Origin of the sequence: uncultured Acetatifactor sp., assembly GCF_948601915.1 — a bacterium.
Lineage (GTDB): Bacteria > Bacillota > Clostridia > Lachnospirales > Lachnospiraceae > Acetatifactor.
Map to the genome: position 1 here is coordinate 44,491 of NZ_CAPDXS010000011.1, position 8,795 is coordinate 53,285.

General features: G+C 55.4%; 12 protein-coding genes. 8 read left to right on the forward strand and 4 right to left on the reverse strand.

Annotation, left to right across the window (positions count from 1 at the left end; genetic code table 11):
- Positions 1-82: 82 nt before the first annotated feature.
- The 5 genes from Q2B33_RS03300 to Q2B33_RS03320 all read left to right on the forward strand — a co-directional run bounded on the left by Q2B33_RS03300 (position 83) and on the right by Q2B33_RS03320 (position 4,179).
- On the forward strand, positions 83-1,303 hold the full coding sequence (locus tag Q2B33_RS03300; RefSeq protein ID WP_300822743.1) for an extracellular solute-binding protein: 1,221 nt from the start codon (positions 83-85) through the stop codon (positions 1,301-1,303).
- Positions 1,300-1,845 (forward strand): hypothetical protein, encoded by a 546-nt coding sequence (locus Q2B33_RS03305; RefSeq protein WP_300822745.1) that lies wholly within the window; start codon positions 1,300-1,302, stop codon positions 1,843-1,845. Before Q2B33_RS03300 ends, Q2B33_RS03305 begins: the two co-directional genes overlap by 4 nt.
- 93 nt (positions 1,846-1,938) lie before the next feature.
- Positions 1,939-2,838 carry a sugar ABC transporter permease gene (locus tag Q2B33_RS03310; protein WP_296455798.1) on the forward strand — a complete coding sequence of 300 codons (900 nt, stop codon included), beginning with the start codon at positions 1,939-1,941 and terminating at the stop codon, positions 2,836-2,838.
- Positions 2,839-2,910: 72 nt separating this feature from the next.
- The gene (locus Q2B33_RS03315) at positions 2,911-3,738 is read left to right on the forward strand and encodes a carbohydrate ABC transporter permease (protein ID WP_296455796.1); all 828 of its coding nucleotides are present in this window, start codon (positions 2,911-2,913) and stop codon (positions 3,736-3,738) included.
- A gap of 135 nt (positions 3,739-3,873) precedes the next feature.
- Positions 3,874-4,179, forward strand: coding sequence for a DUF3892 domain-containing protein (locus Q2B33_RS03320; RefSeq protein WP_300566385.1), 306 nt, complete (start codon positions 3,874-3,876; stop codon positions 4,177-4,179).
- An 18-nt stretch (positions 4,180-4,197) separates the two neighbouring features.
- Here the strand turns inward: Q2B33_RS03320 and Q2B33_RS03325 are convergent, their stop codons facing one another.
- The 4 genes from Q2B33_RS03325 to Q2B33_RS03340 form a co-directional block, all read right to left on the reverse strand.
- Positions 4,198-4,728 carry a GNAT family N-acetyltransferase gene (locus Q2B33_RS03325; RefSeq protein WP_296473388.1) on the reverse strand — a complete coding sequence of 177 codons (531 nt, stop codon included), beginning with the start codon at positions 4,726-4,728 and terminating at the stop codon, positions 4,198-4,200.
- A gap of 52 nt (positions 4,729-4,780) precedes the next feature.
- Positions 4,781-5,473 (reverse strand): class I SAM-dependent methyltransferase, encoded by a 693-nt coding sequence (locus Q2B33_RS03330; protein WP_300783979.1) that lies wholly within the window; start codon positions 5,471-5,473, stop codon positions 4,781-4,783.
- Positions 5,470-6,189: a DUF1062 domain-containing protein gene (locus tag Q2B33_RS03335; protein WP_300791899.1), complete on the reverse strand. Its 720-nt coding sequence runs from the start codon at positions 6,187-6,189 to the stop codon at positions 5,470-5,472. Before Q2B33_RS03335 ends, Q2B33_RS03330 begins: the two co-directional genes overlap by 4 nt.
- A 76-nt stretch (positions 6,190-6,265) precedes the next feature.
- Positions 6,266-6,388, reverse strand: a complete 123-nt coding sequence (locus Q2B33_RS03340) for a hypothetical protein (RefSeq protein ID WP_300898390.1) — start codon at positions 6,386-6,388, stop codon at positions 6,266-6,268.
- 141 nt (positions 6,389-6,529) lie between these two features.
- On the opposite strand from Q2B33_RS03340, the gene Q2B33_RS03345 reads away from it, so the two are divergent.
- The 3 genes from Q2B33_RS03345 to Q2B33_RS03355 are packed head-to-tail and all read left to right on the forward strand — an operon-like array spanning position 6,530 to position 7,914.
- Positions 6,530-7,009, forward strand: a complete 480-nt coding sequence (locus Q2B33_RS03345) for a type II toxin-antitoxin system VapC family toxin (RefSeq protein ID WP_296473393.1) — start codon at positions 6,530-6,532, stop codon at positions 7,007-7,009.
- Positions 7,009-7,185, forward strand: a complete 177-nt coding sequence (locus tag Q2B33_RS03350) for a hypothetical protein (protein ID WP_296455773.1) — start codon at positions 7,009-7,011, stop codon at positions 7,183-7,185. Before Q2B33_RS03345 ends, Q2B33_RS03350 begins: the two co-directional genes overlap by 1 nt.
- Before the next feature lie 36 nt (positions 7,186-7,221).
- Positions 7,222-7,914, forward strand: coding sequence for a GTP pyrophosphokinase family protein (locus Q2B33_RS03355; RefSeq protein WP_296473394.1), 693 nt, complete (start codon positions 7,222-7,224; stop codon positions 7,912-7,914).
- Positions 7,915-8,795: the final 881 nt, after the last annotated feature.

Here is an 8,795-nt window from a genome sequence, read left to right on the forward strand (position 1 = left end):
AATATTCTGAATATAAAAATCTATGGAAACGGGAAAGTTATTGTGCAATAATAACGACATCATAAAAAGGAGGTTCCACTCTATGAAGCGAAAGACACTTGCTCTGTTATTGGCCGCAGCCCTGGTCCTCACCACGTCTGCCTGCGGCAATGCCGATACTTCCAATCCGGGTTCCAAAGAGTCCGGCCCCTCTTCCGGAACGCCTGATGCCGCCCCGGAATCCGGCGGCAGCGCTGCGGATTCCCAGAGCGACGCCACAGCCAGCCCTGCCGCAGAGGACGGCGGCTATCTCAAGGTATTCGACGGAATCACTTATACTACCATAGTCGGTACGTCCTCCGGAGACGTGATGCCGGAAGGCCAGACTGTGGAAGACAATTACTGGACCAGATGGTTCACGAACCTGACCGGCCTGGTGCCCGAAGTGATATGGTCCGCCTCAGGCAGCGCCTATGGGCAGAAAATGAATATGATGATCGCCTCGGGAGACATCCCCGATTACTTTGAGGTATCCTACTCCCAATATGAAGCGTTGGTCAAGGCAGACCTGCTGGCTGACCTGACGGAATATTACGACACCGTGCTGGATCCCCGGTGGAGAGAGCTGTGGGCCAGCGCCGATGACGCAGACTTAAAGGCCGTCACCAAAAACGGGAGGATCTATGGCATCCCTAAGGCAAACGGCCTGGGAGACTCCAATCCTCTGCTCTGGGTGCGGAAAGACTGGCTGGATAAGCTCAATCTGGAAGAACCCGCCTGCATCGGCGACATCGCGGAGATAGCCAAAGCCTTCATGACACAGGACCCCGATGCCAACGGCCAGGACGACACTTACGGCCTACCCATCCTCACTTCCTTCAATGCCGCTTACGGGGGCACAGGCAGCGTGGGCGATATCTTCACCAATTATGGCGCTGCCCCGGGACAATGGGTGGAGCAGGACGGGAGCATAGTCTATGGATCCCTCATGCCCGAAGCCGAAGAGACCCTGGAGCTGCTCAACGCCTGGTATCAGGAAGGCATCATCCCCAAGGATTTCGGCAGTTGGACGGGTGATATGTACAAGCAGGCCGTGACAGGCAGCAAGGCGGGCATGTTCTTCGGCCCCTGGTGGCTGAGCTGGTCCTACCTGACAGATACGGTGCTCAATGACCCCGCCGCGGAATGGGCCGCCTACGCCTGCCCAGGGAAAGCGGCAAGAATTACATCGGCGGCGCCCCCAATGCGGCGGGCTACAGCATCGGTGTGGTCAGCAAGAATTGCGAAGATCCTTCCATTTTCTTCTATGCGCTCAACAATTTGATTCACGGCATGACCCTGGACTCTTACAAGACAGAGCTGGAAACCGCACCTATCGAAAATATCTATATCCCCATGTCTGTCTATCCTCTTCCGGCAGACGCTATCATCATGACAGGCCTCCTGGCGACCCGATACGCAGCCGGGGAGATCACTCTGGAAGAAGTAGGGGAGCTGAGCTGTCCCTCCGAAGCCGTCTATAACCAGGCCATGGCCCAGGCCGCCAAGGTAGTGGCCGACAGTGCAGATCCCTACGACAGCATGGCCGACTGGTCCAATTCCGTGGGATATACGGTAGGCATGATGGCGCTCTATAATGCCAATGTAGAGTATGTCCGTTCCGTCTACTCCGGCACCACCTCCACCATGGAAAAGCGCAAGACCTTCCTGGACAAGCTGGAACTGGAGGCATATACCAAAATGGTGATGGGCGACACCGACGGAAAGAGCATCTCCGAATACTTTGATGAATTCGTCACCCAATATCTGGAACAGGGCGGCCAGGATATCACGGAAGAAGTACAGCAGGCTGTCGATGCCTCATAAAAGATGCGTTTCATGCCGTCTGACGCGGCAAAGACCACAGAAAAGGGATACGGCTTGCGTCATCCCTTTTCTTCTTTGGAAAGGAGTCCGTCTATGAAAAAGAAAACCCGTTTTTCCCAGCTTCCCTATCATCTGATGCTGCTGCCGGGAGTCGTATTTGTCCTGTTGTTCAATACCAGCACCTGGCTGGGAATCGCCCTGGCCTTTCAGGATTTCATTCCCAGCAGAGGGTGGTTCGGTTCCCCCTGGGTGGGATTTGAAAACTTTGAACTGTTCTTCAGCCTGCCGGACAGCTTCGCCATCCTGCGCAACACAGTGGTGATCGCAGCGGGAAAGATAACAGCCGGTACTTTGGTCTCCATCCTTTTCGCCCTGCTCCTCAATGAGCTGAAAGGCAGACGCCTGAAGAAATGTATCCAGACGGCAGTCTATCTTCCCCATTTCATCTCCTGGGTCATCTTCGCCACGATCATGCGCTCCATGCTCGGCACCGACGGACTGATCAACCAAATCCTCCGTCTGTCCGGAGCGCAGGAATCCGTCATGTTCCTGGGCACGCCCTCCCTGTTCCCAATCGTCATGATCGCCACGGAGACCCTCAAGGAGTTCGGCTTCGGAGCCATCGTATATCTGTCAGCCATCACGGCCATCGACCCCGCCTTGTACGAGGCTGCCGCGATTGACGGTGCCGGACGCTGGAAGCAGGCCATACATGTCACCCTTCCGGGTCTGCGCACCATCATCGTCCTGATGGCCACCCTGAGCCTGGGCAGTGTGCTGGATGCCGGCTTCGACCAGATCTTCAATATGTACAATGCACTCGTATATTCTACAGGCGACATCATCGATACCTATGTCTATCGGGTAGGCCTGGTCAGCTTCAACTACGGCCTCGGCTCGGCAGTGGGACTGTTCAAGTCCGTCATCGGAATCACTCTGATGGCAATCGCCTATTGGCTGGCCTCCAAATTTGCAGATTATCGTATTTTTTAGAGAAGGACAAAGAAAGGAAACTCCGCCATGCGAAGCAGATTGACTATATCACGTATTATTATCATTTTTATTTTGGTTCTTTTCGCACTGTTCTGCTTTTATCCCCTTTGGTATACCCTAATCGTTTCTTTCAGCAACAATGCCGCTGTCTCCGCAGGAAAAGTCTGGCTGCTGCCCTCGGGCCTGAATACGGAGTCCTACAAAAAGCTGTTGGCCGACACCCGCTTTTTCACTTCGTTCGGCGTCTCCGTCATCAGGACAGCGCTGGGCTGCAGCCTGAACATGCTTCTGCTGGTTCTTACCGCCTACCCGCTGTGCCTGCCGGAGAACCGGTTCCGCCGGGGCAAGGCCTACATCTGGTTCTTCGTGGCCAACATGCTCTTTTCCGGCGGCATGATACCGATGTACGTGGTGATCCGCAACCTCAAGCTGCTGAATTCCATCTGGGCGCTGATCCTCCCGGGTGCGCTTCCGATTTATAATATGGTACTCCTGATCAATTTCTTCCGCAATGTGCCTTATGAGCTGAATGAGGCGGCCACCATCGACGGAGCGAATCCCCTGCAGATTCTGTTCCGGGTCTATATCCCGGTGAGCATGCCCTCCCTGGCCTGTCTGCTGCTCTTCGCTTTCGTGGGGCACTGGAACGCCTACTTCGACGGCCTGTTGTATATCAACGATCTGAACAGGCAGCCGCTTCAGACTTATATTTATCAGATTTCTGCAGTGCTGGATCCCCAGACCATGACGCCGGAGCAGCTCCGGGAGGCATCGAAGCTGTCGGACCTGACTCTGAATTCCGCCAAGGTAGTCATCGCCATGCTGCCGATCCTTGCCCTCTACCCTTTCCTGCAGAAATATTTCGTCACCGGGATGACACTTGGCTCCGTAAAAGGATGACTATATCATTGTAATATTATCTGGCGAAAGCTGGCAGGGATTTTCCCCGCCAGGCGGGCAATACTATTCCTGAAGCCATAGAATCTGCGACTCAGATTCGCAGGCCACAGAACAGAAAGGAATGGTCATATATTTATGGAAGATAGAGCAAACGATACGAAATTCACCGCCGCTCTGGCGAAGAACACCCTGGACGAGATTCCTCAGCCCAAATCCGATGCCAAGGAAATCGTGGGCCTCGTAAAGCACAGCGGCAGGATCGACGGCTATCAGCTCTCCGACGGCTCTACCGTCAGCAAGGAGGAAGGCGTGCAGATGGCGAAATCCGGCCATATCAAGGGCGTGGGCGTGGCCCACAGGGGCGACACGGAATACCTGAAATCGGTTCCCGACAGCTCCGAGGGCAACAATCTGGGGAGCCTGCCCTCCGTATCGGGGTGATGGAGTTTCCAGCCATAACTACAGCCCGCACTCCAACTGGCAGTCGTAAGGCTCCTCTTCCACATGCCCCTGGTGGTACACTTCCGCCTCCACGCAGCCCATGGCCTTGTAGAAGGCCTGGCTCTCCACGGCGGAGTGGGCGGAGATGTAGAGCTTGCGCCCGCCCCTCTCCCTGGCCCAGCCCTTCGCCGCCAGGAACAGCGCCCGGCCCACTCCCTGGCCCCGCATGTCCTGGGACACATGGATGCTGGACAGATCCAGATAGCCCTGCTCTCCCCCGAACAGCGCCGCCTCCACGGAGGCAAAGCCCTTCAAGGCGCCGTCCCGGAAAGCAGCGTACACGAAGCCGCCAGTGGCCAGAGTATTTTGCAGGCATGCCACCAGCTTCCGGTAATCCTCCTCCGTCCAGTCGTCCACGAAGGGATCGTCCCTTATGACCCACTCCCCGTCTACCCGCCGCCAGCATTTTCCTACCTCCTGGCGGCGGATGAACTGCCCGAACAGTTCCCGGCAGATTTCCTTTTCTTCCAGTCTGCGATATTCTATCATAACTGCACTTTTCCTTTCTCCGCAAATCGCGCGGTCCCTTTCCTCTCCCGGCTCATTTCACCGCCCGGATCATGGGCGTATGGCTGTCGCTGGAATACCCCAGGCATTCCACGCCGGCGAAGCCTGCCTCCTGCAGAAGGCCCATCTCATGCTCTAATGTCAGGGGCGTGTCGAAATGGACGAACACATCCGCCCCGATTCCGCTCTTCTCCCGCCTGCGGGCGTATTCCGCGAAAAGGCATGTCTCCATCTCCTCCGACTCCGCTATGTAATCCGCCTCCAGGTAACAGCCGCCGGGCCTCAGGGCCTGATACAGCTTCCGGAATAAGATTATTTTGTCTTCCATCTTGAAGTGGTGCAGGGTCTCAAAGGATACCGCCGCGTCGAAGCAGCTTTCCCCGAAGGGCACCTGAAAATAGTCCCCCTGAATCAATCGGATGTCCCTGTCCCTGTGCTTGGCTTTCAGACGCTCCAGCATAGCGGGCTCCAGGTCGATGCCCGTGACACTGATGTCCGGGCGGAGCCGGAATATCGCGTCCAGCTCCAGCCCGGTGCCGCAGCCTATGTCCAGGAGGTTTCGCGCCTCCCCGGGAATCAGCCGGGCCATCCACTGATAGCTGTCCCGCCAGACAGCCATGTGCTCCTCGTATCCGCTGACGCGCTTCGCAAAGAAGCTCCCCATCTCCTCCAGAGGCTCCTCTGCGGTGTCGGCCAGCCATTTTTTAATGTCTTCAAATTCGCTCATTTTTCCTCATCTTCCTCTTTCAAAAGTCTGTCCATGGATGCCGTGGCTTTCGGAATCCCTGTTTGCGGGATGGTGCATCCGCCCAGCTCCAGCACAATCCGACTACCCACGTAATCCTGCGGCAGCTCCAGCTTTCCTTCCTTTATAAGCTGTCTGACCTTGCTCCGGGAGACCTGGCAGATTTCCGCCACCGCCTTGTCCGTCCTGATTTTCAGGCCCCAGGGGTTATGGATTGTCAGCAGGCTGCTTCCCGTCCGGTCCTGCCGGAGAGCGTCCTGCCGCCCTTGGCCTATCCGGCCCTCTGAATTTTCCTGGCTCTGTGGGCGTTCCCGGCTCTCCGGGTTCTCCCGCACCTCCATCGGCAGGATTCCATAGGCCACATGCTCCCAATCTATCTCGGCCCTGTTCTTCGTGAAAATCCCTTTGTCCATGCCGTACCGCAGAGCCGTCTCCCCATCGTTTTCCAGGAAGCGGCGGTACTCCTCCCTGGGGATGTCCTCCGGCTTCACCCTGTCGTAGATGGCCAGGTTGTAGGTGTGTCCGCAGCTCCCGCACCGGTAGATCAGCCAGACATCGATACGCTTCCCGTTTGCATTGACGCGGAAGCTCCCGGTGCTCTCATAGGCCGCCCTACAGCCGCAGCCTGAGCAGTTCCGCAGAACCTGATAGCCTGATGTGGGGATGATTCTATATTCAGTTGTATTCAAATAGCACATTTTGCGTCTCCTCTTACAGACAGGCGCGCAGTTTTGCCGCGCATCCTGTTCCTCCGGATCTGCAAAGGCTATTACCTCATTCTCTTATATTTGCAATAGCCTCTGCTACGCAAAACGCTTGGGTGTGGTCATAAGGTTCCCTCCTTCCGTGCATCCTCTCTTCCATGCGCTGCCTTCCCGCGCACTTCCTTTCTACCATACCAGAAAATCCCCGCCGCATCCACCTCAACCTTTTTTCCAAAAAAAGAGGTGGCTGGCCTCTCCTCCATAAAATGTGCGGCCACGGATTGTTAAGGCGGGGAAACTATGCTAAAATATCTGGAAAGGGAGGTGATGTGCTATGGGCAGAAAATTAAAAGTGTATCTGGATACATCGGTCATAAGTTATCTGCAGCAGGAAGACACTCCAGAGCGGATGAAAGACACATTGGCGCTTTGGAAGCAATTTGAAGCTGAAAAGTATGATATATGCCTGTCGCAGGTAACACTTGACGAGGTAGGTGAATGCCGTGAGCCAAAAAGAACGGTGCTGTATGAATATTTGAGCAAGATTTCTTATACGAAACTGGAAATTACAGACGAAGTTCTCAAAGTCGCAAACCAGATTATAGCCATGAGCATACTGACGCCGAAAAGCTTCGACGATTGTCAGCATATAGCAACTGCTGTAGTGCATGGGTGTGATTGTATAATATCGTGGAATTTTAAGCATATTGTAAATATAAAGACTATCAAGGGTGTCAGGGCAATTACGCATCTTGAAAGCTATAAAGACATTGATATCATGAACCCGTCTGTACTGTTGGGAGGTGGCGAATAATGGCGTATACATTGGAAATCAGCCCGGATTTTACGATTGAGGATATACACAAGATCCGTGAGCATAATTACGAAGTTACAAAGTACATGACAATGGAGGAGAAATTGCTTTATTATAATACGCCAAGGACAGATGCGGAAGAACAGATAAAAAGGCTTAGGGCAGGGCGCAATTAAGCGGCGTAAAATCGACTCAGAAAGGAATGAACTCTTATGGATACAAAAGAACCAAGGCAGCTCTTCCCAGAAAAGCTGATAGAAGCCCTGGACCAGGAGACTATCCAGGCCTTCCAGCGACTCAACGCCAGCTCCAGGGACCTGATGTCCTGCTACCGCTGCGCCATCATGGAGATCGAGACGAAGTTCCGCGTCCTGAACGAGCGCTTCTCCCTGCACCATGACCGCAACCCCATCGATGCCATCCAGAACCGCCTGAAGTCCCCCGAGAGCATCCTGGACAAGATGGTGCGGAAGAACCTGCCCTTTACGCTGGAAGCCATCGCGGAGAATATCTTCGACATCGCCGGCGTCCGGGTGATCTGTTCCTTCATAGACGACATCTATATGCTGGCGGACTGTCTCCTGCAGCAGGACGACATCCGGCTGATCCGGCGCAAGGATTATATCGAGAATCCCAAGCCCAACGGCTACCGCAGCCTCCATCTCATCGTGGAGGTCCCCATCTTCCTGCAGGACGAAAAGCGGCTCATGAAGGTGGAGGTGCAGCTGCGCACCATCGCCATGGAATTCTGGGCGAACCTGGAACACCAGCTGCGCTATAAAAAGGACCTGCCGCCGGAAGTCATCGCAAAGACAGAAGCCCAGCTCTACGAATGCGCAAAGCTGAGCTCCGTCCTGGACACCCATATGCAGGATATCAAAGATACGATTGAAAGCCATTCTTAGGGCCGGGAGTCCCGTACTGCTCCTCCAGGAGCGGGATGCCGTAGGCCCGGGGCGTGCCGTCGATGCGTTCCATGTACCTGCGCAGCTCTCCCCTGCAGTGCTCCGGCCCGCCTTCCCGCATCACCGTCCACATGGGATCCGTATCCGACCTGGAAGATTTCATCATCTGCTCCGTCCAGTCCAGGATCATCTTCGCCCCCCTGGCGCAAAGGTCGGGCCTTTCCGGCGCCAGATTGTGGAGCTCATGGGGATCGTCCTTCACATGGAACAGCATCTCCTCCGGCAGCAGGTGGTAGCCGCCATGGATGGTGCGGATATAGATGTAATCGTCAAAGCGCACGCTCCTCTGGCACACATGGGCACACTGAGTCAGCACCGCATAGGGCTTGGAGCAGTCCGTGCCGTCCTTTAAGGCTTTCGCAAAGGAGACACCGTCATAGCGGAAGCCGTCCCAGGTAGCCATGGAGGTGCCCAGGAGCTCCTGCACGGTAGGGGCCAGGTCCGTATTGTCATGGAAGCCCTTCACCACCGCTCCCTTGCGCATCCCCGGCCAGCGCACGATCAGAGGGATGCGGCACACGGGATCGTCCGCCATGCCATGCTCGGCATACACGCCGAATTCCCCCAGATCTTCCCCGTGATCCGCGGTGATGATGATTGCCAGGTCGTCGTCGTACAGTCCGTTCTCCTTCATCCAGTCCATGATCTTCCCGATATTGTCGTCGGTGTACCGGATGCCGTCGTCGTAGGAATTCAGGAAACGCCTGGCCTCCTCAAGGGTCTTCAGGCTGCCGGGGTGCTTGGGCAGGTGGGCGAAGCTGTGGTCATTCCAAGATCGGAAGAGCACACGTCTGAACTCCAGTCACCAGATCTGATCTCGT